The sequence below is a fragment of the Methylobacterium sp. Leaf113 genome (assembly GCF_001423325.1).
In the GTDB taxonomy this organism is placed as follows: domain Bacteria; phylum Pseudomonadota; class Alphaproteobacteria; order Rhizobiales; family Beijerinckiaceae; genus Methylobacterium.
Genome location: NZ_LMNJ01000051.1, coordinates 234,809 through 260,732, shown reverse-complemented (window position 1 = coordinate 260,732; position 25,924 = coordinate 234,809). Strand labels below are relative to the sequence as shown.

21 protein-coding genes are annotated in these 25,924 nt (G+C 66.0%); 14 read left to right on the top strand and 7 right to left on the bottom strand.

The window, feature by feature from the left end; translation table 11 throughout:
* The first annotated feature begins 14 nt into the window (after positions 1-14).
* From lpxD to lpxB, 5 genes are all read left to right on the top strand, one after another.
* Positions 15-1,073, top strand: coding sequence for a UDP-3-O-(3-hydroxymyristoyl)glucosamine N-acyltransferase (lpxD, locus tag ASF60_RS24085; protein ID WP_082508108.1), 1,059 nt, complete (start codon positions 15-17; stop codon positions 1,071-1,073).
* Between the two features lie 416 nt (positions 1,074-1,489).
* Positions 1,490-1,945, top strand: coding sequence for a 3-hydroxyacyl-ACP dehydratase FabZ (gene fabZ / locus ASF60_RS20725; RefSeq protein ID WP_443136787.1), 456 nt, complete (start codon positions 1,490-1,492; stop codon positions 1,943-1,945).
* The gene (gene lpxA / locus ASF60_RS20720) at positions 1,942-2,754 is read left to right on the top strand and encodes an acyl-ACP--UDP-N-acetylglucosamine O-acyltransferase (RefSeq protein WP_056189606.1); all 813 of its coding nucleotides are present in this window, start codon (positions 1,942-1,944) and stop codon (positions 2,752-2,754) included. The genes fabZ and lpxA overlap by 4 nt, the downstream gene beginning before the upstream one ends.
* Positions 2,751-3,647, top strand: coding sequence for an LpxI family protein (locus tag ASF60_RS20715; RefSeq protein WP_244478526.1), 897 nt, complete (start codon positions 2,751-2,753; stop codon positions 3,645-3,647). The genes lpxA and ASF60_RS20715 overlap by 4 nt, the downstream gene beginning before the upstream one ends.
* Positions 3,644-4,816, top strand: coding sequence for a lipid-A-disaccharide synthase (lpxB, locus tag ASF60_RS20710; RefSeq protein WP_056189603.1), 1,173 nt, complete (start codon positions 3,644-3,646; stop codon positions 4,814-4,816). Before ASF60_RS20715 ends, lpxB begins: the two co-directional genes overlap by 4 nt.
* Here lpxB and ASF60_RS20705 read toward each other — a convergent pair.
* Entirely contained in the window at positions 4,794-5,264 is a 471-nt protein-coding gene (locus tag ASF60_RS20705) for a DUF805 domain-containing protein (RefSeq protein WP_056189600.1), read from the bottom strand. The two genes, lpxB and ASF60_RS20705, sit on opposite strands and share 23 nt — an antisense overlap.
* The gene (gene hrpB / locus ASF60_RS20700) at positions 5,261-7,765 is read right to left on the bottom strand and encodes an ATP-dependent helicase HrpB (RefSeq protein ID WP_056189713.1); all 2,505 of its coding nucleotides are present in this window, start codon (positions 7,763-7,765) and stop codon (positions 5,261-5,263) included. Before hrpB ends, ASF60_RS20705 begins: the two co-directional genes overlap by 4 nt.
* 190 nt (positions 7,766-7,955) lie before the next feature.
* On the opposite strand from hrpB, the gene ASF60_RS20695 reads away from it, so the two are divergent.
* From ASF60_RS20695 to ASF60_RS20665, 7 genes are all read left to right on the top strand, one after another.
* Positions 7,956-8,249, top strand: coding sequence for a hypothetical protein (locus ASF60_RS20695; RefSeq protein ID WP_082503657.1), 294 nt, complete (start codon positions 7,956-7,958; stop codon positions 8,247-8,249).
* 181 nt (positions 8,250-8,430) lie between these two features.
* Complete coding sequence (gene mutS / locus ASF60_RS20690) at positions 8,431-11,184, top strand: DNA mismatch repair protein MutS (RefSeq protein WP_056189592.1); 2,754 nt, start codon at positions 8,431-8,433, stop codon at positions 11,182-11,184.
* 493 nt (positions 11,185-11,677) lie between these two features.
* Complete coding sequence (locus tag ASF60_RS20685; RefSeq protein WP_056189589.1) at positions 11,678-11,905, top strand: hypothetical protein; 228 nt, start codon at positions 11,678-11,680, stop codon at positions 11,903-11,905.
* A gap of 427 nt (positions 11,906-12,332) precedes the next feature.
* Positions 12,333-13,019 carry a 50S ribosomal protein L25/general stress protein Ctc gene (locus tag ASF60_RS20680; RefSeq protein ID WP_056189586.1) on the top strand — a complete coding sequence of 229 codons (687 nt, stop codon included), beginning with the start codon at positions 12,333-12,335 and terminating at the stop codon, positions 13,017-13,019.
* Positions 13,020-13,166: 147 nt separating this feature from the next.
* Positions 13,167-13,775: an aminoacyl-tRNA hydrolase gene (pth, locus tag ASF60_RS20675; protein ID WP_056189582.1), complete on the top strand. Its 609-nt coding sequence runs from the start codon at positions 13,167-13,169 to the stop codon at positions 13,773-13,775.
* 67 nt (positions 13,776-13,842) lie between these two features.
* A complete protein-coding gene (gene ychF / locus ASF60_RS20670) occupies positions 13,843-14,940 on the top strand; it encodes a redox-regulated ATPase YchF (RefSeq protein ID WP_056189579.1) in 1,098 nt (365 codons plus the stop codon).
* Positions 14,941-15,044: 104 nt separating this feature from the next.
* The gene (locus ASF60_RS20665; RefSeq protein WP_056189576.1) at positions 15,045-16,040 is read left to right on the top strand and encodes a MaoC family dehydratase; all 996 of its coding nucleotides are present in this window, start codon (positions 15,045-15,047) and stop codon (positions 16,038-16,040) included.
* 4 nt (positions 16,041-16,044) lie between these two features.
* Here the strand turns inward: ASF60_RS20665 and mtnA are convergent, their stop codons facing one another.
* From mtnA to ASF60_RS24820, 4 genes are all read right to left on the bottom strand, one after another.
* Positions 16,045-17,142, bottom strand: coding sequence for an S-methyl-5-thioribose-1-phosphate isomerase (gene mtnA, locus ASF60_RS20660; RefSeq protein ID WP_056189574.1), 1,098 nt, complete (start codon positions 17,140-17,142; stop codon positions 16,045-16,047).
* 145 nt (positions 17,143-17,287) lie between these two features.
* A complete protein-coding gene (locus tag ASF60_RS20655; RefSeq protein ID WP_056189571.1) occupies positions 17,288-18,469 on the bottom strand; it encodes a phosphoserine transaminase in 1,182 nt (393 codons plus the stop codon).
* 192 nt (positions 18,470-18,661) lie between these two features.
* Entirely contained in the window at positions 18,662-20,035 is a 1,374-nt protein-coding gene (locus tag ASF60_RS20650) for an MFS transporter (protein WP_056189568.1), read from the bottom strand.
* Positions 20,036-20,415: 380 nt separating this feature from the next.
* Positions 20,416-20,670: a hypothetical protein gene (locus tag ASF60_RS24820; protein WP_156634334.1), complete on the bottom strand. Its 255-nt coding sequence runs from the start codon at positions 20,668-20,670 to the stop codon at positions 20,416-20,418.
* Positions 20,671-21,087: 417 nt separating this feature from the next.
* Here ASF60_RS24820 and ASF60_RS20645 point away from each other — a divergent pair, with 417 nt between their 5' ends.
* The gene (locus tag ASF60_RS20645) at positions 21,088-24,123 is read left to right on the top strand and encodes an autotransporter domain-containing protein (RefSeq protein WP_244478525.1); all 3,036 of its coding nucleotides are present in this window, start codon (positions 21,088-21,090) and stop codon (positions 24,121-24,123) included.
* Positions 24,124-24,190: 67 nt separating this feature from the next.
* On the opposite strand, the gene trmD is transcribed toward ASF60_RS20645, so the two are convergent.
* Positions 24,191-24,916 (bottom strand): tRNA (guanosine(37)-N1)-methyltransferase TrmD, encoded by a 726-nt coding sequence (gene trmD / locus ASF60_RS20640; RefSeq protein ID WP_056189562.1) that lies wholly within the window; start codon positions 24,914-24,916, stop codon positions 24,191-24,193.
* Between the two features lie 71 nt (positions 24,917-24,987).
* On the opposite strand from trmD, the gene ASF60_RS20635 reads away from it, so the two are divergent.
* On the top strand, positions 24,988-25,779 hold the full coding sequence (locus ASF60_RS20635) for a class I SAM-dependent methyltransferase (RefSeq protein WP_082508106.1): 792 nt from the start codon (positions 24,988-24,990) through the stop codon (positions 25,777-25,779).
* The last annotated feature ends 145 nt before the right edge of the window (positions 25,780-25,924 follow it).

Below are 25,924 nucleotides of genomic sequence, written 5' to 3'. Positions count from 1 at the left end.
CGCGTTGTGACCGAATGTCAGATCCGATCTTCTTCTCCGCGACCTCCACCCTCAGCCTCGGCGCCATCGCCGAGGCTGCTGGCGTTTCATTGCCAGCGACGGCTGACTCCAATGCCCTGATTACCGGCGCCGCACCGCTCGAATCCGCGTCGCCGTCTGATGTCGCCTATATGGACAATGCCCGTTACGGCGATGCGCTCGCGAAGACACGTGCAGGGCTCTGCCTCGTTTCCCCACGTTTTGCGCCGCGTGTTCCTTCCGGCACGATCAGTTTGGTTCTTAAAGATCCCTATCGGGTCTATGCAGGGTTATTGGCGCGGCTCCACCCGGATGCGATGCGTCCCGGCTCACTCTTCGGTGCTGCCGGTGTCGCCCCCGGCGCTCACATCCACCCCGAGGCACGCCTCGAGCCCGGCGTACAAATCGATCCCGGTGCGGTCATTGGCCCGGGTGCGGAGATTGGCTCGGGCACGATCATCGGCGCCAATGCGAGCATCGGACAGTCCGTTCGCATTGGACGGGACTGCGCCATCGGGGCCGGTGCGACGTTGACCCATGCGCTGATCGGAAATCGGGTGATTATCCATCCCGGCGCACGTTTGGGCCAGGACGGATTTGGATTCGCGATGGGCCCAGGGGGACACCTGAAGGTGCCGCAGATCGGCCGGGTCATTGTCCAGGATGATGTCGAAATCGGTGCCAATACGACGATCGACCGGGGGGCCAGCCGGGATACAATCATCGGGGAGGGGACGAAGATCGATAACCTTGTACAGATCGCCCACAACGTCGTCATCGGTCGGCACTGCGTCATCGTCTCGGGCGTGGGGATCTCCGGTTCGACCACCCTTGAGGATTATGTTGTCCTTGGCGGACAGGTGGGCGTCGTCGGCCACCTTCGCATCGGAATGGGATCGCAGATCGCCGGTTCGTCCAATGTGAACCGGGACGTTCCTCCTGGAAGTCGATGGGGGGGGACACCCGCGAAGCCGGTCCGAGCGTGGTTCCGTGAACTCACGACCCTGGCACGTCTCGCCGAGCGTTCGACGCCCGGCGACGAACCGAAGAGCTGACGGCGTCTGTTCGGCGGGTACAAACTGGACCAAGAGCGCGTAGCGAGAGCGGGTTCGAGCGCTCTGGGAGAAGCCCAACAATAGGGCTCTCCTCCATAGCGTTCGCGCGCCATGCGAGCGGCCTGATCACAGCCGATTTGCGTCGACAAAGCTGAATGATCGCAGCCTGAGCCGGTGCACGAACCTGTCCAAATCGGGGATCTTTTGATCGCTACGCGCCTGATGGAGGCTGTAGAGGATTACCACCTCGATCCGAAGGCCGGCGATCCTTCACTGTATCCCATTCGATCCGCAGGGCTTGCATCCCGTCCGCTTCTGCCGAATGAAGGCGCATCCTCCAAGTTGGCGGCTGATAGGAACGAGGCGGGGCGGCGGGGGCGTCGACGCGCAGTGAGGTAATCGAATCGATGAACGACATGCCGCGTGAGCTCGGCTCGGCTGACATCCAGAAGGTCCTGGAACTGCTGCCGCACCGCTATCCCTTCCTGATGATCGACCGGATCGTGGAGATCGACGGAGACCGCAGCTGCGTCGGCATCAAGAATGTCACGATTAACGAGCCGCAATTCACAGGACACTTCCCCGGGCTGCCAGTGTTCCCCGGGGTCCTTCTTATCGAAGGTATGGCTCAGACCGCAGGGGCCATCTGCTGCCGCCACATCATGAGCGACGAACTGCGTGCTAAGCAGGTCTTCTTCATGACCATCGACAAATGCAAGTTTCGCAAACCCGTCGTTCCGGGCGACACCGTTCGCTATCACATGACGAAGATCAATCACCGAAAGACCATGTGGTGGTTCCGGGGCGAGGCGCGGGTGGATGGTACCCTGGTGGCCGAGGCCGAGATCGGCGCCATGCTGGTGACCGAGTGAGCACTGTCGGCGAGATCCATCCGAGCGCTGTGATCGAGGACGGCGCGATCCTCGGGGAAGGCGTCCGGGTCGGGCCGTTCTGCCATGTCGGGCCGTCCGTCGCTCTCGGTGATGGGTGCGAACTCGTGAGCCACGTCGTGGTGGCCGGCCGGACAACGATCGGCCCACGGACACAGCTCTATCCCTTCGCCTCGATCGGACATCCACCCCAGGACCTCAAGTTCAGGGGTGAGGCCTCCGTTCTGACCATCGGCGCCGATTGCGTGATCCGCGAAGGCGTGACCATGAACCCCGGAACCGCCGGGGGGGGGCTGGAGACGACGGTGGGCGACAAGTGCACGTTTCTCGCCAACTCCCATGTCGGCCATGATTGCCGCGTCGGTGACGGAGTCGTGTTCTCCAACAACGTCATGCTGGCCGGGCATTGCAGCGTTGGCGATTACGCGATCCTCGGCGGTGGTGCAGCCGTGATCCAATTCGCCCGCGTTGGGGCCCATGCCTTCGTCGGCGGGCTTTCCGGGTTGGAGAATGACTGCATTCCTTATGGCATGGCGCTCGGGAACCGCGCCTACCTCTCCGGCCTGAACATCATTGGATTGCAGCGGCGCGGTTTCGCCCGTGAGGATATTCACACGTTGCGGCGAGCCTATCGCCTTCTCTTTGCCAATGAGGGGACGCTGATGGAGCGTCTGGAAGACGTGGCCGCGGAGTTCGAGAGTCACCGCGCCGTCGCCGAAATCGTTGCTTTCATTCGCGCTGGCGGCAAGCGTTCCCTCTGTACCCCGCGCGAGACGCCGAGCACCTCTTGAACGCGAACCCAGCGCCCGCTGCGCAGATCACCGGGGCACCGTTATTGGTCCTGGTGGCGGGCGCCGGTCACCTGCCAGAATTGGTGGCGGCCTCGCTCGACCGCGCCGGGCGCCCATTTCGCGTTCTGGCAATTCGCGGGTTCGCCGAGCGGGCGATGCGAAGACGGGCCGAAGCGACGGTCGATCTCCTCGACATCGCCGGTATCCTGTCCGTCCTCGAGGCATGGGGACCCGCTTGTGTCATCCCGGCCGGCGGCGTGTCTCGGCCGAACCCCGCCGCGATTCTGAATGCCGCGGCGGCGTTACGGAACCGCGACGCCCTGAGGGCGATCTCTGCCGGCGGCGACGACCGGCTGCTGCGCAGCGCTCTTCTGCTTCTGGAGGAGCACGGCCATGGTGTGATGGGCGTCCACGAAGTCGCGCCCGATCTTCTCAGCCCCGAAGGAGTACTCGGCCTGCATGCGCCCGACGCTGCTTCACGCGAGTCGATCGAAACCGGCCAGGCTCTGCTGTCTACGCTTTCTCGATACGATGTCGGGCAGGCAACGGTTGTGGTGGGTCAACGGGCGCTCGCCATCGAGGGACCTGAAGGCACCGACCGAATGCTGTCCCGCGCCCGGGGACTCGGCCGCCGCCCCTTCGGTTACGGCAACGCGCAGCCCGGCACCGTGCTGGTGAAGTGCGCCAAGATCGGACAGGATCTTCGCGTCGACCTGCCGGCAATTGGACCCCGTACCGTGGTGAATGCCGCTGCGGCCGGTTGCGCAGGTGTGGCCGTCCAGGCTGGCCACACGCTGATCATCGATCGCCAAGCGACGATTGCGGCGGCGGATCGGATAGGCCTCTTCGTCGTCGGATTGAATCTCGATGCCAGAACGGGACCGGACGCATGAACGAGCCCCATCCTGAGCGAGTCATCTGGCTGGTGGCAGGCGAAGACTCGGGGGATCAACTCGGATCGAAGCTGATGCGCGGACTGCGTGAGTTGTCGGATCGCCCGATTCGTTTCGGAGGGGTCGGCGGCGAGGCGATGGCGGCAGAAGGCTTCCGGTCCCTCTTCCCCATCGATGACGTGGCGGTCATGGGCTACCTGCCCGTCGCCGCGCGGCTGCGGACCCTCCTGCGCCGTATTCGCCAGACGGTGCGTGACGTCATCGAAGCCCGGCCCGATGTGCTTGTCATCATCGACAGTCCCGGTTTCACGCATGCCGTGGCTGCACGCGTCCGTAAGAGAATGCCAGACCTTCCCATCGTCGACTATGTGTCGCCGAGCGTCTGGGCTTGGCGCCCCTGGCGGGCCGCGAAGATGCGCCCCTTCATCGATCACGTCCTCGCCCTTCTGCCCTTCGAACCAGAGGCACACCGACGCCTGAATGGCCCTGCCTGTACCTATGTCGGTCATCCGCTGATCGAGCGACTCTCGGAATTGCGCCCGTCCCGCACCGAAGCCGAGGCACGCCTCGTAGGATCACCGGTCCTGGCGATCCTGCCTGGCTCCCGCCGATCGGAAATCGAGCGTCTGATGCCGGTCTTCGGGGCCACGCTGGCGCGTCTCACGGCGCGCTTCGGACCGATCGAGGCGGTGCTGCCGGCGGTGACGCGGCACCGAGCCTTGATCGAGCGGTCGGTGCTCGCCTGGGATAATCCCGTCACGCTCGTTCACGGCGAAGCGGCCAAGCATACCGCGTTTCGCCGGGCCCGGGCAGCGCTGGCCGCGTCCGGTACGGTCACGCTCGAACTGGCCTTGGCCGGTGTTCCGATGGTGGTTGCCTACAAGGTCTCGCGGATCGAGGAGGCCGTCGCGCGACGCCTGATCCAGGTCCCGACCATCGTGCTTCCGAATCTGATCCTGGGCCACAACGCGATGCCGGAGTTCATTCAGGGCGACTGTACTGCGCCACGGCTCGCCGCAGCCCTCGAGCCCTTGCTGGCCGGCGCTTCGGAGCGCGATGCGCAGGTGGCGGCTCTGGCGCAGATCGACAGCCTCATGCGCTTGCCGGACGATGATCTGCCGAGCCGAAGCGCAGCGCGCATTGTCCTCAAAGCGAAGCGTGCAGCGTGAGCCGTTTGCAATCCAATGGGACTGCGCCGTAGCGGTTGGCCTCCGGGCTTCCGGATCGAAAGACCGTCTCGAGAAAGAACCAAACGAAGAAGCCTAGCATTGCCAGGACGAGCCCAATGACCGGGATGGGATAGCTGTCGACCACCCCCTCGAGCGGCAGAAGGCTGGTTGCCTCCGCGAGAATGTATGCCCCCAACCACCAGCCACTGCGGTTGCGGTCATGTAGCCGTCGGACTGTCTGGATCGAGGTTGCCAGGATGACGGGGAGCGTGCCGGCGGCCACGAGAATACCCGACCAGCGGAGGCCAAGGGCTGCGAGCCAGATCCCCAGGCAGAGCAGGCTAAACCCGAGGACGATCATACGCATCAGAAGGCCGCGATAGGCCGGGGCCGAGAGGCGACCGCTTGGATCGAACAGAGCCCAGGCGCGACAAAGTTCCTTGCTCATGTCCCCCTCGGCTTGACACGCCGCGTCGGAGGCTCGGCCACAGGATCTTCCGGCCAGGGATGGCGTGGGTAGCGCCCGCGCATCTCCGAGCGTACGGCGCTCCACGATCCACGCCAGAAGCCTGGAAGGTCGCGGGTGATCTGGATGGGTCGCGAGGCTGGTGAGAGCAGATGCAACACGAGGGCGATTCTTCCACCGGCAATACTCGGATGGCGTTCCAGACCGAAAAGCTCCTGCACTCGGACGGCCAGCACCGGCCCGGTCTCGGACTCATAGTCGAGTGCGATGCGCGATCCGGTTGGCACTTCGAAATGGGTGGGCGCATCCGCGTCGAGGCGGGCGCGCCGATCCCAGGGCAGCAACGCTTGAAGGGCGCGCGCGAGATCGTCGGCGGTGATGGCGTCGAGGCTCGTGCGCCCGATGATTTCCGGTGCCAACCAATGCTGGATGTCTGCCAGCAGCTGAGTGTCTGACACGTCGGGCCAGTTCGCGGGGTCAGCCTCTCGCAGGAAGCGTAGGCGTGCGCGCCATTGGGTTAGTTGCGGCGTCCATGGCAGGGCGTGTAGCCCGATCTCGACGACGCCATTGGCGAGTATCTCGGCCGCGGCAATCTCCACCGGCACAGGCAGCGGGTGGTCGCCCAGCGTCACTGATCCGAGTCGTCGCATCGACCGCGCGCGTAGGGCACGTGCCGTCCGGTCGAAGGTGATCTCTGTCTTCGCCTCGATTGCAGTCCCGAACAGCGCTTCGATCGCCCCCAGGGAGATCGGAGCCGCAGCAAGAATGCGAGCCTGGGCCGCTGTCCCGGTGATTTCCGCTACGACGAGGAACGGCTCGCGGGCCAGCGCAGAGCTCGGATCGACCCGTCCAGCTCGTCCGTTGGCCATGACGAATTCGCCATCGCGGCCACGGGCTCGGGCAACCCGATCGGGATAGGCCAGGGCGAGCAGCGTTCCGGCCTCGCTCATGTCGAGGCCAACCGAAGCATGGTCACGGGTTCCCGCGAACGCATTGGCTTGTCGTACCCAGCTCTGTGCGAGCCGGCGCATGTCGCTCGCCCTTTGCCCACGGTCCCGCGTGTAGCGGTCGAGCCGGGACCTAACGTCGGTGTCGTCGCCACCGAGCCCCCGCTCGACCAGCACGGCTGCAAGGCCTGCTGCCTCCCGAGCCCTGTCGTAGCCTGCTGCCTCGACAACCATACGGGCGAGTCGTGGAGGCAGAGGAAGTGCGCGCAGTGCCCGCCCGGTTTTGGTCAGGCGACCATCCGAGTCGATCGCTTCGAGGTGGCTCAGCATCGCTCGGGCTTCGGCGAGGGCTGGGGCAGGAGGCGTGTCGAGAAATGCAAGGGTCGTCGGGTCCGTGACACCCCAGGCTGCGCAATCCAGAAGTAGGGCCGAGAGATCGGCCGCCAGAATCTCGGGACTGGTAAAGGGCTCCAGGGCGTTTGTTGCAGCTTCGGACCACAGTCGGTGACAGATGCCCGGCTCGGTTCGGCCAGCACGGCCTCGGCGCTGATCGACCGAGGCGCGTGAGGCACGGGCGGTGACCAGACGAGTCAGGCCAAGGCCAGGCTCGTAGATCGGCACCCGCGACAAACCGGAATCCACGACGATCCGCACGCCCTGAATGGTCAGCGAAGTCTCGGCGATACTGGTGGCGAGCACCACTTTGCGCCGGCCGGGCGGCGCGGGGCCGATGGCACGGTCCTGTTCGACAGGCGTAAGAGCGCCATACAGGGGAGCCACCTCGATAGATGCATCGACCCGGTCGGCCAGAAGAGATGCCACGCGACGGATCTCGCCTTGACCCGGCAAGAAGGCGAGCACCGAACCCGGGTCTGCCCGCAGCGCCCGTAAGATCGCCTCCGCCACGACGTCCTCGATCCGTCGGCTCGGGTCTCGATCCGAGTATCGGGTCTCGACCGGGTAGGCGCGCCCCTCGGATTCGATCACCGGCGCTCCGCCGAGAAGCGTGGCGACACGGGCGCCATCAAGCGTCGCCGACATGACGAGGATGCGAAGATTCTCCCGCAAAGCACCTTGGCTGTCGAGGGCCAAGGCCAAACCGAAATCCGCATCCAGCGAGCGCTCGTGGAACTCGTCGAACAGGACGGCGCCGATGCCGGTGAGTTCCGGATCCTCCAGGATCATTCGGGTGAAGACGCCCTCGGTGACGACCTCGATTCGGGTGCGGCTCGAAACCTTCGAGCCGAGGCGGACACGCAGTCCGATGGTTTCACCGACGTTCTCACCGAGCGTCGCGGCCATACGCTCGGCAGCGCCGCGGGCTGCAAGACGGCGAGGCTCCAGCAGGATGATCTTGTCCGCCGGCCGTAACCAGGGTGCTTCGAGGAGGGCGAGCGGCACCCGGGTGGTTTTACCGGCGCCGGGCGGTGCCACGAGAACAACCGACGGACGGACCGCAAGAGCGTCACGAAGTGCTGGAAGGACGACCTCGATAGGCAGGGTGGAGACGAGAGGCGCGGGTGCAGAGTGGACCATTCCAATGCTGGTGACGCGATCGCGGACGATCCGCAACCCGCTGCGGTTCAGGTCGAGTCACGGATGTTCCACCATACTTGCCATGACCGGGGCCAATTCCATCATTCTGTTGGATCACCTGGGAACGGATTCACTTCGAAGGACTTGATCGCTCGCAGCGCAAGTGGCGCTTTGACGGAAGATGGAATTCATGAACAAGCTTGCGATCGCTTTGGCTGCCAGCACTCTGCTCGGTGCATTCGGGCTCACGTCCGCATCGGCCGCCCCCGTTATGCCGGCTCCGGCCGTTGCTGTCGCAGGTGATCAGGCGCTCGATCAGGTCGCCTATCGGCGCCATCACCATGGGATGCGCCATCATCGTCATCACCGCCGGATGCATCGCATGCCGCGTTCGCGGATGATGAGCGATCCGAATTCACGCAACCCCTCGCAGCCCGGCTACCAGCAGCAGAAGGGCAGCACCACGGGCGGTCCGCGCTACTGAGTTCCCTTTCAGTCCCTTCAATCGGCTTCGACGAGGGTCGGTCTGCGCAGGCAGGCCGACCCTTTTCATGTGGCGATGCGTGGCTCTGCGTTCTCACTGGTCGTAGACGTATCAGCTTTCTCCCCAGGCCAGACGGGCTACCGCGCTGATTCTTGCCAGCTAGGTCTGCTATGCTGGGACCATGTCACAGCGCCCCGCTCGATCCGTCGCCAAGACCGGCTCCGCCCCCTCGGACTACACGACGAGCGCTGCCGTTCTCGACACGACCGGTGCCACGCCGATGATGGCGCAGTATATCGAGATCAAGGCGGCCAATACCGATTGCCTCCTGTTCTACCGTATGGGCGACTTCTACGAGTTGTTCTTCGAAGATGCCGAGATCGCCTCGCGCGCGCTCGGCATCGTTCTGACAAAGCGCGGCAAGCATGGCGGTGCCGACATTCCGATGTGCGGCGTTCCGGTGGACCGCGCCGACGACTATCTTAGCCGCCTGATCGCGCTCGGCCACCGCGTGGCTGTCTGCGCACAGACGGAAGATCCCGCCGAAGCGAAGAAGCGCGGCCCGAAATCCGTGGTTCGGCGGGAAGTTGTTCGCCTGGTCACGCCCGGTACCATCACCGAGGATCGTCTCCTTGACCCCGCCCGTGCCAACGTTCTGTTGGCGATCGGCCGACGCAAGGCTGGTGAGACTGCTTTGGTTTACGGGTTGGCTGCAGTCGATATCTCGACCGGGCGGTTTTCCCTCAGTGAAGTCCCGGCTGCCGAGCTTGCCTCCGCAATTGCCCGACACGATCCGCGCGAGATCGTCATGTCGGAAGCGATCCATGCCGATCCGGCTCTGACCCGGTTCTGGCGCGAATGCTCCGCTCCCGTCACTCCGCTCGCACAAGCTGAACTCGAGCCCTCTTCGGCGGAGCGGCGGATCAAGGCACAATTCGGAGTCTCGACGCTCGAGGGCTTCGGGCAGTTCGGCCGCGCCGAGATCGCAGCGGCAGGAGCGGTCCTGCTTTACATCGAGCGTACGCAGATCGGCGCTCGCCCGACCTTGTCGCCGCCATCGCGCGAAAGCGCTGGCGCGACCCTGTCCATCGATGCCTCGACCCGGGCCAATCTCGAACTCACCCGGACCCTGTCGGGCGAGCGCAAGGGCAGCCTCCTCGACGCCATCGATCGAACCGTCTCCGCGGGCGGCGCCCGGATGCTCGCCGAGCATCTGGCGGGTCCGTTGACCGATCTTGAGGCGATCCGGCATCGTCACGCCGCTGTCGAGTTTCTGGCTGAGGACGGGCCGACCCGGTCCGCCTTCCGCGCTAGCCTCGCCCGTGCCCCTGACCTTGCCCGCGCCTTGTCGCGCCTCGGGCTTGGCCGGGGTGGCCCGCGGGATTTGGCAGCCTTGCGTGATGGTCTGGACGCTGCCCAGGAGCTCGCGACCCGCTGCGACGGCTTGGAGAGGCTTCCCGAGGATTTGAAGGCCCTAGCCACCTGTCTTGCTTCCGTCGATGGCGAGCTTGTGCAGACATTGCGTGCGGCCCTCGCCGAGGATCTTCCACTGAAGCGCCAGGACGGCGGCTTCGTCCGCGCCGGCTATGACGCAGAGATCGACGAGAACCGCCTCCTCGGCCAGGATTCGCGCAAAGTCATCGCTGCCTTGCAGACGCGCTACGCCGAAGAAACGGGCTGCCGTACGCTTCGGATCAAGCATAACAACATGCTTGGGTACTACATCGAAGTCCCACAGGGGGTGGGCGAGGCCTGCCTCAAAGGAGTAATGCGCGAGACCTTCATCCATCGCCAGACCATGGTCGACGCCATGCGGTTCACCAGTGTCGAACTCGGGCAGTTGGAGAGCCGCATTTCCGGCGCATCCGACCGCGCGCTGACCCTGGAGAATGCGGTGTTCGATGCCCTGTCAGGGCGCGTCCTGGAGCAGGCGAGCGCTATTGCGGATGTGGCTGAGGCGCTGGCGCGCCTCGATGTGGCGGCCTCGCATGCCGAGTTGGCCGTCGAGCGCGACTGGCGCAGGCCAATTGTCGATGAAAGCTACGCCTTCGTGGTTGAGGGTGGGAGACATCCGGTTGTCGAGGCTGCCCTGCGCGCGTCGGGAGCGCCGTTCATTGCCAACGACTGTGACTTGTCAGGGGAGGGGCGTGGACGCATCCGGTTGATCACTGGTCCGAACATGGGCGGTAAGTCCACCTTCCTGCGCCAGAACGCCCTCATCGCCGTCCTGGCGCAGATCGGAGCCTTCGTGCCGGCGGCCCGCGTCCGGCTCGGGCTTGTCGACCGCCTGTTTTCGCGTGTCGGTGCCGCCGACGATCTTGCCCGTGGTCAATCGACGTTCATGGTCGAGATGGTCGAGACCGCTGCGATCCTGAATCAGGCGACCCGTCGCTCCCTCGTCATCCTGGACGAAATCGGTCGTGGTACGGCGACCTTCGACGGGCTTTCGATCGCGTGGGCCTGTCTCGAGCACCTGCACGAACAGAATGGTTGCCGGGCCCTGTTTGCCACCCACTTCCATGAACTGACCGCTCTTGGGCAACGCCTCTCGCACCTCGACAATGCGACCCTTCGGGTTGCCGAACACAAGGGCGAGGTCGTCTTCCTGCACGAGGTGGTGTCGGGTGTGGCCGAACGCTCCTATGGGTTGCAGGTTGCCCGCCTCGCTGGCCTTCCGGCCGGGGTGATCGCGCGGGCAGGGTCGATCCTGAAGCACTTGGAGAAGGCGGAGCGGGACCGGCCGTCCCGCCCCCGGATCGACGACTTGCCGCTCTTCGCCAACCTTGCTCCTCCGCCGATGCCGGAGCCCGTTCCGGAGGTTTCGGATGATGCCTTGCGTTCAGCCCTCGATGCGATCGACCCGGACACGCTGACGCCACGCGAAGCTTTGGAGGCCTTGTACCGCCTCAAGGCCGTCGGCAGCGGACCGCATTGACGCCGCTCCCGTTCGCGCATGGGGATCGGGATAGGCGGCCCGAGCGGGAGTTCGTCAGATTGAGAAAGCGACGTCGGAGGTTTTGCAAAAAGTATCGGCGACCTGCAGGGACCTGTTCAAACGGCGCCCATTGTTCCGTGCCTCGTGGCGAAGCGAGTTCCAGAGATCCCACGCGTTTCGGCTATTCGGCCTCTTGTGATCGGGGCACGAAACGCCGGCATACGGCGCTGGGATAGCTTTCAACCCAGTCGTGAGGGGCGAGCGTTCGTGACTGCGGCAATCGTGTACGATCGACAGCCAGCATCGCCCTTTTGGTATTCCCACCCCGGTTTCGGAGGGTTTGCCTATACCGAGGCGGGTCCAACACCAAAATTGAAATCGATAGAATCAATATGCGATATTGAATCCATTTGTTTGAATCATGATGCGGTGCAAAATATCTTCGGATCATCGAACGGGGCTGTCGCCCCGGAAATTCCGAAGGAAGCTCACGATGACCACCCGTACCATCGTCCTCAGCGCACTCGCATCTCTGACCCTGATCACCACTGCGTTGGCGGATGACCGGACCTACCTCACCCCTCCCCTGTATCGTGAGCAGGCGCGCGCCACGGCAACCGTGCGTCCGGCTTCTGAACTGATCACCACGCCGTTCATCACACCGCGTGCACCGGCAACTCGGCAGCTCGTTGCGAAGACGGCCGAGGCATCGGTTCGCTAATCTCGATCTCGCTCGAATATGCCGTCAATCGAGAAGGGCTGCGCTCCGGCGGACGATGCTTCGCCGGAGCGCCTATTCACAGTCGGCGGTCACGATCTTATCGGCTGATCCTCTGACCATAATCCTGGTCAGCGATCTCTCCCGGCGCCGAATTATGTCGCGCTTTCCTCGAACGAGCGCGGCCACGCTCTTGCGAGCGGTTTGCTACCCGATGGATCAACGGAAGCGCGACCGGCGCTTGCCTTCAGGATGGAATGACCTGTGTTGCTCCTGCGGTTGCGCCGGGAAGCACTTGCGGGTATAGGCCGCGCCAGCGCTCGCCAGACACCCTTGGAGGCACGGGCGCTTCGGGATTCGGGGCTTGGCCGTCCGTTTCGGGCGGCCTTTCGCGTTTTCCGTTCATTCTCATACGCAAAAGGATCACGCCATGAGCGCAGTCAAGACGCTTGAGGCCGTGGCACGCGACCGGGTCGGCAAGGGGGCCGCCCGGGCCGTTCGTCGCCAGGGTCACGTTCCCGCCGTCATCTACGGAGGCGGCCAGGCCCCGCAATCCATCGCGGTCGACCTCATCCGCATCCGCACGCTGATCTACGCTGGTGGCTTCAAGACCACCCTGTTCGAGATCAACGCCGGCGGAAAGAAGACCCGTGCGATCCCGCGCGATTTCCACCTCGATCCCGTGACCGGCGTGCCGATCCATGTCGACTTCCTACGCGTCGTCGCCGGTCAGTCGATCACGGTCGAGGTCCCGGTGCACTTCGCCAACGAAGATGCGGCGCCCGGCATCAAGCAGAAGGGTGGTACGCTCAACGTCGTCCTCCACACCCTGGCCCTCGAAGTCGCCCCTGACGCGATTCCGGATGCCATCGAAATCGACCTGACGGGTCGGGAGATCGGCGATGCGATCCACATCACCGATGTGAAGCTCCCTGTTGGCGCGACCTTCACGGGTGAGCCCGACGCCACCGTCGCCAACATCGTACCGCCGACCGTCCTCGGCGCCGAGGTCGAGGCCGAGGAGGCTGCAATCGCCGAAGCGCAGTCCGCCGAAGCTGCCGACGAGAAGGCCGAGGAAGAGGCCGCCGAGGCCGTTGCCGAAGACGAGAAGAAGTAAGACTGAAATCTGGGCTCGCGCCCGGCTTCACGTCATCCATGACAGTGCCCCGGCCAGCAGGCTGGGGCATCTCTATTTCGAGGCCTACGCCGGCATCCGCTCACTCTCGCGGGTCCGGCCGCAAACTCGCAGGGATCCATTCGCGCCATGCGCCTGATCGTCGGTCTCGGCAATCCCGGCCCTCGCTACGCGAAGAACCGACACAACATCGGCTTCCTGGCCCTCGACGAAGTGGCCCGTATCCACCGGGCCGGTCCGTGGCGGCGCAAATTCCAGGGTGAGATCGCCGAGGTAGCGCTCGGGCCGGAGCGTGCGATCCTCCTCAAACCGCTGACGTTCATGAACGAGTCCGGTCGCGCGGTTCAGGAGGCTCAGCGCTTCTACAAGATCGCGCTCTCCGACGTGATCGTGCTCCATGACGAACTCGACCTCGCTCCGGCCAAGCTGCGGGTGAAGACCGGCGGCGGCAATGCGGGTCATAACGGCTTGCGCTCGATCACCGCGCAATGCGGCAACGATTACCGGCGTGTCCGCCTCGGCATCGGTCACCCAGGAGACAAGGCCCTCGTACACGCCTATGTGCTGAACGACTTCGGTAAGGGCGAGGAAGCCTGGGTCGACGACCTCTGCCGGGCGGTGGCAGACCAGGCGCCGCTCCTGGCGGCCGGCGAGGATGCGAGCTTCCAGAACAAGGTCCACCTCGCCATGGCGGGACGGGGCTGGGACGACGTCAAGCAGGTCAACGCCCGCGATTGACCGCGGCAGCGACATCGGATTTCACGCAGGCCGACTGCGGTCGGCTTCGCGAACGGACAGGTGACCCATGGGCTTTAAATGCGGCATCGTCGGCCTGCCGAACGTCGGCAAGTCGACCCTCTTCAACGCGCTGACGCAGACGGCCGCCGCTCAGGCGGCGAATTACCCGTTCTGCACCATCGAGCCGAATGTCGGCGAGGTGGCGGTGCCGGACGCGCGCCTTGATGATCTGGCCAAGATCGCCGCCTCGAAGGAGATCATCCCGACGCGTCTCACCTTCGTGGACATCGCCGGCCTCGTGCGCGGCGCATCGAAGGGCGAGGGCCTCGGCAACCAGTTCCTAGCCAATATCCGCGAGGTCGATGCCATCGCCCATGTCGTTCGCTGCTTCACCGACGGCGACGTGACCCATGTCGAGGGCAAGGTCGATCCGGCTGCCGATATCGAGACCATCGAGACCGAGTTGATGCTTGCCGACCTCGATAGCCTGGAAAAGCGCGTCATCGCTCTGGAGAAGAAGGCCAAGGGTGCCGACAAGGAGGCCAAGGAAACACTCGACCTCGTCCAGCGCGCCCTGCCGCTGCTGCGCGAGGGCAAGCCGGCCCGTCTGGTCCAGCGCAAGCCCGACGAGGAGAAACTCTTCCAGAGCCTCGGCCTGATGACAGCGAAGCCTGTCCTCTACGTCTGCAATGTCGACGAGGGCGATGCCGACAAGGGCAATGCCTATTCTGAAGCGGTGATGGCCCGCGCGAAGGCGGAGGGCGCCAAGGCGGTGGTGGTTTCGGCCAAGATCGAGAGTGAGATCGCGGTGATGCCGCTGGCCGACCAGGGAGATTTTCTGGAGGCGGTCGGCCTCGCGGAGCCCGGGCTGAATCGCGTGATCCGCGCCGGCTACGAACTTCTCGGACTCATCACCTACTTCACGGTGGGTCCGAAGGAAGCGCGCGCCTGGACCATCGAAAAGGGCACCCGTGCGCCCGCGGCTGCCGGCGTGATCCACACGGATTTTGAGAAGGGCTTCATCCGGGCCGAGACCATCGCCTTCAACGATTACACCACCCTGAAGGGTGAGAGCGGTGCGAAGGAAGCCGGTAAGTTCCGCCTCGAGGGCAAGGAGTACGTGGTCCAGGACGGTGACGTCCTGCACTTCCGCTTCGCCAACTGAGCCAATCCGGGCCGGATCGCGCGCGAAACGGGTGCCACTCTGCGGGGCGGCATCGGTTTCGCGTCGTCCAGGTGCGAAGACGTTCAACGCCAGAGAGGCCCCGCATGCCCGGCATCACCTTCGAAGACTTCACCCCCGGGATGGCGATCGACGGTGGCCCTTTGACGGTCACCGAGGCCGAGATCGTCGCTTTCGCGGCGGAATTCGATCCGCAGCCGTTCCATCTCGATGCCGAGGCGGCCCAGGCGACGTTCGTGGGTCGGCTGATCGGCTCTGGATGGCAGACCGCCGGGTTCGGCATGCGACTCCTTCAGCGGCATGCGTTCCGCGGAGCGACCTCGATGGGCTCGCCTGGGATCGCCGAACTTCGCTGGATCCGGCCTGTCCTGCCGGGGGATGCCGTCAGCATATCGGTTCACGTCGAGTCGTGCCGGGCATCCAACACCAAGCCGGATCGCGGCTTCGTCGTCTTTGCGATGACCATCCTGAACCAGGATGGCGAGCCGGTGATGACCCAGAACTTCACGGTGATGTTTGCCCGTCGCGGAGCGACACCACTGCCGCCACGCAGGGTCGAAGCGCCGGACGACGCACCTCTCATCGAGTCCGCTGACGCCGAACCCTTGTGCTTCCTGGAAACGGCGCCCCTTGGCGCGGCCCGGGAACTTGGGGCGCATCGGTTCACGCCGGAGGCCGTCATGGCCTTTGCCCGGACCTACGACCCGCAAGCCTTCCACCTCGACCCCGAGGCGGCCCGGCAGACGCATTTCGGGGGGCTCTGCGCCTCGGGTTGGCATACGGCGGCCGCCTGGATGAAGCGTCTCCACATCACCCGTGGCCGCGACGTCGTCCATACCGCCCGCACCGGTCCGGTGCCGCAACTCGGGCCGTCACCGGGGTTTCGCGATATGCGCTGGCTCGCGCCGGTCTATGCCGGCGACACGATCCGCTACACCTGCACCCTGGTGGACAAGCGGGCCACCGCCTCACGACCGGGCTGGGGGCTCGCGACCCACCAGAACGTCGGCGTAAACCAGCGCGGTGAAACGGTTTTTTCCTTCACCGGCTCGGTTTTCTGGCAGTGGGCGCCCGGGGCGTGACGCCTCAGGCGGCCTTGCGGCGCTCCGGATAGAGCGACAGCAGGCCCTCGGAATCGGCCGACGCGACGCCGCGCTCGGTGATGATCCCGGTGACGAGGCGGCCCGGCGTCACGTCGAAGGCCGGATTGGCGACCGGGCTTCCGGGCGAGACCACTTCGATGGTGGCGAAGCCGCCATCGGACAGACGGCCCGTCAGGTGGGTGACCTCGCGACCATCGCGTTCCTCGATCGGAATCTCCCGCACGCCGTCATCGAGGGTCCAGTCGATCGTCGAGAAGGGCAGAGCCGCGTAGAACGGCACGTGATTGTCGCTGGCGGCGAGCGCCTTCAAGTACGTGCCGATCTTGTTGCAGACGTCGCCCGATGAGGTCGTGCGATCCGAACCGACGATGCAGATGTCGATCGCGCCGTGCTGCATCAGATGCCCGCCGGCATTGTCGGCGATGACGGTATGCGGGACGCCGTGGCCGTTGAGTTCGAAGGCGGTGAGCGCCGCACCTTGGTTGCGGGGGCGGGTTTCATCGACGAAGACATGGATCGGCACGCCGGCATCGTGCGCCACATAGATCGGCGCCAGGGCGGTGCCCCAATCCACCGTCGCGAGCCAGCCCGCGTTGCAATGGGTCAACACGTTGATCGGCCTGCCTTTTTCGCGATGCAGAGCGCTCAGGATCGCGGCGCCGTGCACCCCGATGGCGTGGCAGCTCGCGACATCTTCCTCCGCGATGCGCCCGGCTTCGGCATAGGCGAAGGCGGCGCGGTCGGCTTCCGGCACGGTGCGGAGCTTGGCGGCGACCCGGTCGAGGGCCCAGCGCAGGTTGATCGCGGTGGGGCGGGTCGCGGCGAGACGGTCGACCGCATGGTCGAGGCCTGCCTCGGTGGCGTCGGCCCGCAAGCCGAGGGCGAGACCGTAGGCGGCGGTGACGCCGATCAGCGGCGCACCGCGCACCACCATGGTGCGGATCGCCACGGCGGCGTCGTCCAGGGTCGCTAAGGTCTTGAGCTCAAAAGCGAAAGGCAGGCGGGTCTGATCGATCACCGCCACGGAGACGGCGTCCTCGGCGGGGAAGATGGTGCGGTAGGGCTTGCCGTCGATCTTCATGCAGCGTGTCCGGGTGCGGGTGGGCCGGGCCGAGCCGCCCTATCGAGAGAGGCGGGCGACGGAGGGTCCCGAGGAATCCGTCGCCTGTATACCAGCGCCTTTCAGGGGCGTGGTATACACGAGCGTCGCGTCGCGGTCGCGGGGCCTACGCCGCCCGCGCGAGCAGCTTCGCTTTCTCCTGGGCAAAGGCCCAATCGAGCCACGGCGTCAGGGCCTCGAGATCCGAGCGCTCGACCGTGCCGCCGCACCAGATCCGCAAGCCGGCGGGGGCGTCGCGATAGGCGCCGATGTCGTACGCGATGCCGTCCCGGTCGAGGGTGTCGGCGATGCCCTTGGCGACGGCGCCGACGGCGGCATCACCGAGCGCCAGCACGTCGGGATCGGCGATGACGAGGCAGACGCCCGTGTTGCTGTAGGTGCCGGCATCGGCCGCGAGGTGGTCGATCCAGGGCGTGCGTGCCACCCAGTCGTGGATGATTCGGGCGTTGGCGTCGGCCCGGGCATGCAGCGCCGGGAGGCCGCCGATTCGCTCGGCCCATTTCAGGGTGTCGAGATAATCCTCGACCGCCAGCATCGAGGGCGTGTTGATGGTGTCGCCCTTGAAGATCCCCTCGATGAGCTTGCCGTCCTTGGCCAGGCGGAACACCTTCGGCACGGGCCAGGCCGGGACGTTGCCCTCGATGCGGGCGACGGCGCGGGGGGAGAGCACGATCATGCCGTGCGCGGCCTCGCCGCCCATGACCTTCTGCCAGGAGAAGGTGACGACATCGAGCTTGGCCCAGTCGAGCGGCATCGCGAAGGCCGCCGAGGTGGCGTCGCAGATGATGATGCCCTCGCGGTCGGCGGCGATCCAGTCGCCGTTCGGCACGCGAACGCCGGCGGCGGTGCCGTTCCAGGTGAAGATGACGTCGTTGTGCCGCGTATCCACCGCCGACAGGTCGGGCAGGATTCCGTAGGCGCCGACATGGACGCGCGGCGCGATCTTGAGTTCCTTCAGGGCGTCGGTGACCCATTCCAGGCCGAACGCCTCCCAGGCCACGACCTCGACGGTCTTCGGACCGAGCATCGACCACATCGCCATCTCGACGGCGCCGGTGTCGGAGGCCGGCACGATGCCGATCCGGTAATCGGCCGGCACCTGCAGCACGGTGCGGGTCAGGTCGATCGCCTCGGCGAGCTTGGCCTTGCCGACGGCCGAACGATGCGAGCGGCCGAGAGGCGCGTCCGAGAGGGCGTCGAGGCTCCAGCCGGGACGTTTGGTGCAGGGGCCGGAGGAGAAGTTCGGCACGCGGGGGCGCGTGGCGGGTCGGTTGGTCACGGACGTCATCCTTCCAGATGAGAGCTCCTAGGCGGGGAGGAGTGGCCCGGAGACGCCAATGGACCCGCGTCGCACCGGACGCAAGCGCTCGCCGGACCGCCGATGGGCGAACCTACACTCGACCAGGGCCGGGCGGCACCGCAGAGCCGGGGAGTGCCGGCGGCCCGGGCCGAGACGAGGCCGCCCGACATCGCGCCCGCCTCAAGGCTGTGCAGCCCGGTTGGGCAAGGTCGCGAAAATGCCGCCCGCCAGAAACGTGACAATTCCCAGAATGATGACGGTCTCGCGAAAGGCATGAACGTAACCCAGTGGCGTTTCGTCGAGCAGGAAGGCATTCATCAGCAGCGTTGCGATGGCGATTCCAAAGCTCATCGAAAAATACTGCATCGTCGATGCCATGGAGGACGCCATGGCGATATCATGCTCACGAATATCGGTATAAATCAGCGTGTTCATCACGGTGTATTGAAGCCCCGTGAGGCAGCCATAGAGAAACATGTAAACGGTGAGAACCAGGGCGCCCGTGCTTGGGCTCAATGCTGCGAATCCGCCGACCGATAAGGCCACGAGCGTCGTGTTCACCAGCAGGAACGGTTTGTATCCGTAGCGGACCAGCAGTCGATCAACCAACCGTTTGGCAACGATCGATCCGATCGCTTGCGGAACAAGCATCAGGCCGGCTTCCGCGGGCGACCATGCGCAACCGACCTGAAGGAAGATCACCTGTATCAAGAACAGGCCGGAGATTCCGAGCCGTGCGAGCAGGTTTCCCGCCATCGCGACGGCGACGCTGCGCACCCGGAACAGTGCGAGGTCGACGAGAGGATGCCGACAGTGTCGGCTCCAGGCGATGTAGATCGCGAACAGGACGATCGCGCCGGCCAAGCCGGTCACCCCTTGCCACCGGGACGCCACGACGTTCTCGGAACTGTCGAGGAGCAGGACCGATCCCGCTCCGAAGAGCGCGAAGCCAAGGGTGTCGAACCGTTTCCACGCGACCGCCCGGACGTCGATCATGTGCCGATTGTTGACGATCAGCGCGAAAATCCCGATCGGGACATTGATGAAGAAGACCATGCGCCAGGAGATGTACTGCGCCAGAACCCCGCCCGCGAACGGTCCGATCGTGGCTCCGACCAGTCCCACCGTCGCGACGGTGCTGATCGTGGCGACCAGCCTCTTCGGATCGATGCTGCGGACCATGACATATCGGCCGACGGGAAGGAGGGCGGCGCCACCGATCCCTTGCAGGACCCGAGCGGCGACCAACTGTGACACGCTCGTGGCGAGCCCGCAGAGAAGGGAGGCGGCGGTGAAGACGACGATCGCGCCGCCGAAGATGCGCTTCGTTCCGTAGCGCTCGCACAGCCACGGTGTCGCCGGAATACAGACGGCCAGCGTCAGAACGTAGGCCGTGAGGACCGGATGCAGTTCCAGCGGGACGGTCGAAAGCGCGGACGCGATGATCGGAATCGCGGCATTGACGATCGTGGCATCGACGGCCTGCATGAACGCGCCGGTCGATACGAGCAGGAGCAGCCAGAAACGGCGCTCGCTTTCCGGTCCTTCAGGCATCCCCACCTTGTCCTGCTCGATATGCGGAACCGACGGATGCGATGTCGTCCCGATTGGCGCGCCGTTGGGGTGGGAAACCCATCATGGAATCGGGGCCGCACAGTCGGTGAGGGCTGTCCGACATCGAGAATCCGCGAGATCGGATTGCGCAGAGCGGTCCGGAGGCATCGCCGTTCCGGCCATGCCTATAGGCTGAACTGTCATGTGTATAGCAGGTTTGCACGTGAGAAATAGCCCGCTCGAAGGGGGCGAGGATTGTCGTGTTCTCGACTCGGCCGCGTTCTATTGATCCTGGTTCAGCAATTCCGCGCGTATCCGTCCTGTTGTGCGCTCTGCCGCTCTCGGGTTCGTCCGGGTCGAGTCACAAACCAGACGCCTGATCAAAGATCGTCGACAATCGATCGTCGAACCAAATGTCGGGTTTGTCTTTCGATGTTCTGCTCGATCATTTCTGGTGACAGCGTCACCGAAGGAAAGATCACGGCGTTAGGAATGCCTGCGCCGTTCGACAGGCGTGTGGAGATTGTGGCGATCGGGCCTGCGCCAAACCTTCGTTCGATCCCGCTTGATCGCATGATCGATGCGCGCTCGGCATGGCTCGGATGCCGGACCCGCGCGGCAATTCCTGCGTGCATTCTCCAGCCGCGACGTTTGCCGCGCCCGCGAGGCGATACGGGCGCCGAAGCCCACGGTTCAAGCGGCCACAAACGCCAGACTATCGCCCAGACGGTACTTTCGGCGCCCGAGCCTCCACGGTCTTTTGTCGACCGTCACCAGCGTTTCACAAATGTTCGCTAGACAAATTCCATACCAGGATTTTCTTATAGCCAAATCTATATAAGTATAAAATATTTTACGATCAGAAAATATCTCCAAACGCTGCACGCCATCCCCGGAAACAGAATAAAACTCGATCTGAGAAAGAGACTACAATGCTTCTTCGTATGTCTGGCGTGTCCGCACTTGTGCTGGCTGCTTCCTTCAGTCCGGCGCAAGCGCAAAGCTTGAACACGCTACCGCAGCGGGAGGGGGCCCAGGTGCTGAACGGCATCTTGAGCCTTCCGCGGAAGACCTATCTGGAGAGCTTGCAGCGCACGATCGAGTTCAATCGTAGCGCCAGCCCGGCGCGATTCGACAAGGCGGTGATCGATGCCAACAGCTACGATCTCCGCTTCTTCGGGACGAAGGCCGCCAATTTCCTGCAGGCGGTCCCGAGCGGCAGCCCGACCCCGGTCGGCAACGCGCTCGACTTCATCTCGAAGACCGCCAACGGCCGCGTCGGCGGTGACAGCGGCGTGCTCAAATTGTACTATGGAGCCATCAACACCTACGGCACGGTCTTCGGCCTGACTCAGCCGGGCGTTCCCAATTCCCAGGGCAATCCGAGGCCGTTCCAGGTCAGCAGCGAGATCAAGCTCGACCCGCGCTACGGCCTGGTTCAGAGCAGCAATTCGGCGGCCTTTCCCAGCGGACACTCGACCGCCGCCAACACCAACGCCCTCCTCTACGCGGTGATGGTACCGGAACTCTACCAGCGTTCGTTGACGAAAGCGGCCGAGTTCCAGAACAGCCGCCTCGTGCTCGGCGTGCACTATGCCCTCGACGTCATCGGCGGCCGGATTCTCGCCTTCCAGGAAACCACGAAGCTCCTGAACAATACGCCCGGCTATCTGCAGCCCGGCGAAGATTTTGCGGCAACCGTCGCGCAATCTGCCCAGGCGCTGAACAGCTATATCCGGGCGCAATGCGGCCTCGGCGCCGGGGAGTGCGCCGCGCAGAGCCCGAACGAGTACAGCGACAAGGCGAAGAACAAGGCTTTCTACGAAAACACGCTGACCTATGGCCTGAGTCCGGTCGGCCCCACCGACCTCGCGCCGGTGGTCCCGGTGGGCGCCGAGGTCCTCCTGGCCACCCGTTTTCCCTATCTCAGCGCCGAACAGCGCCGCGACGTGCTCGCGACCACCGAACTCGCCTCGGGTCAACCCCTCGATGACGGCAGCGGCTGGGCCCGGCTGAACCTGTTTGCGGCCGCCGACGGATACGGTGCGTTCAACGGCCCGATCCGGGTCGTCATGGATGCGGCCAAGGGCGGGTTCTCGGCTTATGACAACTGGGGCAATGATATCGGCGGGTCCGGCTCATTGACCAAGGACGGCACCGGCACGCTCGCGCTGAGCGGCAACAACACCTACGCGGGCGGGACGACCGTCCTCGGGGGTACGCTCATCGGACAGGCCCGCGCCTTCGGTACGGGGACGATCACCGACAACGCCGTCGTCATCCTCGATCAGGCCGCGGATGCCACCATGGCCAACACCATCAACGGCACCGGCCGCCTGACCAAGATCAATGCCGGCCGGCTGACCCTCACCGGAAGCGGCACCCTTTCCGGTCCCCTCTCGGTGCTGGAAGGTGGTCTCGCGGTCAACGGATCGTTCGCGAACGCGCCCGTCATGGTCGGGTCCGGGGCGAGCCTCGGAGGCACGGGGACGATCGGGACCGTGACGGCGCTGTCGGGCGGTACCGTCGCGCCGGGCAATTCCATCGGGACTCTGTCCGTGGCCGGAAACGTCGCCTTCGCGGCCGGCGCCACCTATCAGGTCGAGGCCAATGCCGCCGGGCAGGCGGACCGGATCGCTGCCGGAGGTCAGGCGACGCTGTCGGGCGGCACCGTTCAGGTGCTGGCCGCCTCCGGTGCCTACAACCCCCGCACCACCTACACGATCCTCACTGCCACGGGCGGCGTCTCGGGCCAGTTCGCCGGGGTGACTTCCAACCTCGCCTTCCTGACCCCGACCCTTCGTTACAGCCTGTCCGACGTCGACCTGACGCTCACCCGCAACGACGTGCCGTTCGCCGCGAGCGCCACCTCCCGCAACGGCATGGCGGTCGCCAACGCGATCCAGGCGGCCGGGACGGGCCGGATCTACGACGCTGCCGTAGGGTTCACCGCCTCGGAGGCCGCGGGCGGCTTCCGTGCCCTCGCGGGCGGCATCCATGCCAGCACCGTCTCCACCGCCTACGAGACCGCCTTCTTCGTGCGTGAAGCGGTCCTCGACCGCCTGCGCTGGGGCAACCCCGGCACCGGCCTGGATTACGGCACCCTGCCGTCCGCCTACACGGCCGATCTGCCGGGCCGCTCGCCGGCGGTGGCGAGCGTGCCCATGCGGATCCTGGACCCGCAGGTGGTCGGGCTCTGGGGCCAGGGCTTCGGCGCGTTTGGCAGCGCGAAGGGCGGCGGCAACGCCTTCGATATGAACCGGCAGATCGCCGGCTTCGCCACCGGTGCGGACCTGCAACTGCCGAGCGGCCTGCGCCTGGGCGTGGTTGGCGGCTACACCGAGGCCTACCTGGACAGCGCCGGACGAGCCGGCGGCACCAGGGACGCGGAGAGCGCCGCGCTCAAGAGCGGGTTCGGCGGCGTCTATGGCGGCTACGCGGTCGGCCCGCTCTCGCTGCGGTTGGGCGCGATCTATGCCGGCACGGACACGCGCACCCGACGGGCGGTGCCGTACGGGCTGTCGAGCACGCTGGGCGGCCACGGCGGCGGCTACACGGTCCAGGGCTTCGGTGAGATCGGGTGGAAGATCGCGCTGGGAGCGCCGATCGCGGCGGTGCTGGTGTCGAAGGATGGCGGGACCGGTGCGGGCGTGCCGCTGGTGGCGACCTATGTCGAGCCCTTCGTGGGCGGAGCCTATGTGGGCGTCCGGCGCGATGCCTTCACGGAGACGGGCGGCGCGGCCGCACTGGCGAGCGCGGCGGCGGATTACGGCGTCGGCGCCACCACGGTGGGCGTGCGGGGACAGACGGGCCTGGATCTCGGGCTGGGCTTGCCGGTGACGGTGCGGGGTCTCGCGGGCTACCGGTGGGCGTTCGGGGACGTGGTGCCGAAGGCGCTGCTGACCTTCGCCACGGGTCCGGCCTTCCTCAGCGCGGGCGTGCCGATCGACCGGGACGCGTTCGTGGCCGAAGTCGGCCTGGACGTCGCGGTGGCACCGAATGCCAGCCTGGGCGTAGCCTATACCGGCCAGACCGGCAGCCGGGCGCAGGACCAGGCCGTCAAGGGGAACTTCGTCTGGCGCTTCTGATCCCCCGGCCCGACGCGGTTCGATCCGCGTCGGGTCCCGCCGCGGGCGGACGGGTCCGAGCGGGACGTCAGCCCTTCGCCGGCCGGAGCAGATCCGGCCGGCGCTCGCGGGTGAGGCGCAGGGCCTCGGCCTGACGCCAGCGGGCGATGGCACCGTGGTTGCCCCCGGTCAGCACGTCGGGAATGGCCCGGCCCTCCCAGTCGCGGGGGCGGGTGTAGTGCGGATATTCGAGCTGCCCGGTCTCGAAGCTCTCCTCGACCCCCGAGGCGTGCTTGCCCATCACGCCGGGGAGCAGGCGCACGCAGGCATCGAGCACCACCAGGGCGGCGATCTCCCCGCCGGAGAGGATGTAGTCGCCGATCGACACCTCCTCCAGGCCGCGACCGGCGATGACCCGCTCATCGACGCCCTCGAACCGGCCGCAGACGACGACGAGGCCGGGGCCTTCGCTCAAGGCCCGGACCCGTGCCTGGGTCAGCGGTCGGCCACGGGGACTCATGAGCAGGCGCGGGCGCGGATCGTCCGGCGGAGCGGCGGCGTCGATGGCGGCGGCGAGCACATCGCAGCGGAGCACCATGCCGGCGCCACCCCCGGCCGGGGTATCGTCCACCGCCCGGTGGCGTCCCAGGCCGTGCTCGCGGATGTCGCGCGCCTCCAGGCTCCAGGTGCCCCGCGCAAGCGCCTCGCCGGACAGGGACAGCCCGAGCGGCCCGGGAAACATCTCCGGGTAGAGGGTGAGGATCGTGGCGGTCCAGGGTCGGCTGGACCCGGCGTCGGGCGAGGGGACGGTCATGCCGCTTGATGGCGCGCGGAGATGCGCCGGGTCAACGTGGCACCGAACCGTTCGGGGTGGGTTGTCCCGCCATGGTCCTGTCCGGCATCGCCCATCTCCGCTCTCCCCTCGTCCGATCGCTCGCCCTGGCGGCGGCGCTCTCCGGGGCCGGCGTGATCACACCGGATACGACGCAGGCGGCCGAACCGCTGGCGCCGCCCGGCGCGCCCGCGACCGCGTTTCCCAAGCCCGACCGGCCCGTCGCCGAGATCGTGGCGCCGCTCTGGGCCTCCGAATCGCAGCGCGATTCGGTCGACGAGGTCGGGCAGGTGATGCGGCTGATGGGCATCGCCCCGGGCCAGAGCGTCGGCGATATCGGGGCGGGCAGCGGCTATTACACGGTGCGGATGGCCGAGCGGGTCGGCCCCCAGGGGCAGGTCTATGCCGAGGATGTCACGCCACGCTACCTGGCGGGGCTCGAGACCCGGATCGCCAAGAGCGCCCTGACCAACGTGACGGTTGTGCGCGGCGAGCCGCACGATCCGCGCCTGCCGGCGGGCTCCCTCGATGCCGCCGTGCTGGTCCACATGTATCACGAGATCGCCCAGCCCTTCGGCCTGTTGCACAACCTCGCGCCCATGATGAAGCCGGGTGGCAAGGTCGGAATCGTCGATGCGGACGACGTGCCCGCGCGCCATGGAACGCCGCCGAAACTGCTGGCCTGCGAACTGGCCGCCGCCAGCTACCGCCAGACCGGATTTTCCGTGCTCGAGGGCGGCGTCGGCTACCTCGCGATCTTCGCGGCGCCGCGACCCGAGGACAGGCCGGACCCGGCTTCGATCCGGCCCTGCCGGGATGACACCACGCGCGCGGGCCGGCGATAGCCCGGGGCCTGGAGCGCGGTTCGGGCGATCCCCGGGCGACGATCCCCCGGACGCTGGCACGGCGCGACGCGGGGGAAGGTCGTCGTGAGACACGCTGAGGTTGTCGTTACCAAAAGGGGTGGTGGGCCGGCCTGAGCGCAGGCTG

Excerpts from the sequence above, each read along its gene's own strand:
- ASF60_RS24820 (WP_156634334.1), bottom strand. The coding sequence starts at position 20,670 with ATGCACGCAGGAATTGCCGCGCGGGTCCGGCATCCGAGCCATGCCGAG.
- ASF60_RS20705 (WP_056189600.1), bottom strand. The coding sequence starts at position 5,264 with ATGAGCAAGGAACTTTGTCGCGCCTGGGCTCTGTTCGATCCAAGCGGT.
- trmD (WP_056189562.1), bottom strand. The coding sequence starts at position 24,916 with ATGACCGTCCCCTCGCCCGACGCCGGGTCCAGCCGACCCTGGACCGCC.
- ASF60_RS20695 (WP_082503657.1), top strand. The coding sequence starts at position 7,956 with ATGAACAAGCTTGCGATCGCTTTGGCTGCCAGCACTCTGCTCGGTGCA.
- ASF60_RS20665 (WP_056189576.1), top strand. The coding sequence starts at position 15,045 with ATGCCCGGCATCACCTTCGAAGACTTCACCCCCGGGATGGCGATCGAC.
- mtnA (WP_056189574.1), bottom strand. The coding sequence starts at position 17,142 with ATGAAGATCGACGGCAAGCCCTACCGCACCATCTTCCCCGCCGAGGAC.
- lpxD (WP_082508108.1), top strand. The coding sequence starts at position 15 with ATGTCAGATCCGATCTTCTTCTCCGCGACCTCCACCCTCAGCCTCGGC.
- ASF60_RS20680 (WP_056189586.1), top strand. The coding sequence starts at position 12,333 with ATGAGCGCAGTCAAGACGCTTGAGGCCGTGGCACGCGACCGGGTCGGC.
- ychF (WP_056189579.1), top strand. The coding sequence starts at position 13,843 with ATGGGCTTTAAATGCGGCATCGTCGGCCTGCCGAACGTCGGCAAGTCG.
- hrpB (WP_056189713.1), bottom strand. The coding sequence starts at position 7,765 with ATGGTCCACTCTGCACCCGCGCCTCTCGTCTCCACCCTGCCTATCGAG.
- ASF60_RS20655 (WP_056189571.1), bottom strand. The coding sequence starts at position 18,469 with ATGACGTCCGTGACCAACCGACCCGCCACGCGCCCCCGCGTGCCGAAC.
- ASF60_RS20650 (WP_056189568.1), bottom strand. The coding sequence starts at position 20,035 with ATGCCTGAAGGACCGGAAAGCGAGCGCCGTTTCTGGCTGCTCCTGCTC.
- lpxB (WP_056189603.1), top strand. The coding sequence starts at position 3,644 with ATGAACGAGCCCCATCCTGAGCGAGTCATCTGGCTGGTGGCAGGCGAA.
- ASF60_RS20635 (WP_082508106.1), top strand. The coding sequence starts at position 24,988 with ATGGTCCTGTCCGGCATCGCCCATCTCCGCTCTCCCCTCGTCCGATCG.
- mutS (WP_056189592.1), top strand. The coding sequence starts at position 8,431 with ATGTCACAGCGCCCCGCTCGATCCGTCGCCAAGACCGGCTCCGCCCCC.
- pth (WP_056189582.1), top strand. The coding sequence starts at position 13,167 with ATGCGCCTGATCGTCGGTCTCGGCAATCCCGGCCCTCGCTACGCGAAG.
- ASF60_RS20685 (WP_056189589.1), top strand. The coding sequence starts at position 11,678 with ATGACCACCCGTACCATCGTCCTCAGCGCACTCGCATCTCTGACCCTG.
- fabZ (WP_443136787.1), top strand. The coding sequence starts at position 1,490 with ATGCCGCGTGAGCTCGGCTCGGCTGACATCCAGAAGGTCCTGGAACTG.